1 protein-coding gene is annotated in these 207 nt (G+C 58.0%); it reads left to right on the forward strand.

Translation table 11 applies throughout. The features are described 5' to 3' along the window. Positions 1 to 207: DHH family phosphoesterase (locus FDX22_RS21160; protein WP_370317671.1), on the forward strand; the 207-nt coding region annotated here is incomplete at both ends.

The following is a 207-nucleotide window of genomic DNA, read 5'->3' on the forward strand; positions in this document are numbered from 1 at the left end:
CCTGGCAATGCGTGCGTTGGGCTGCAGCAACGTTGACTACCTGGTGCCTAATCGTTTTGAAGACGGCTATGGTTTAAGCCCGGAAGTCGTGGATCAGGCCCATGCCCGGGGCGCTCAGCTAATTGTCACCGTAGACAACGGCATCTCGTCTCACGCGGGCGTTGAACATGCCAGAACGTTGGGGATCCCGGTCGTTGTGACCGATCA

The sequence above is a fragment of the Citrobacter sp. TBCS-14 genome (assembly GCF_005280805.1).
In the GTDB taxonomy this organism is placed as follows: Bacteria; Pseudomonadota; Gammaproteobacteria; order Enterobacterales; family Enterobacteriaceae; genus Citrobacter; species Citrobacter gillenii.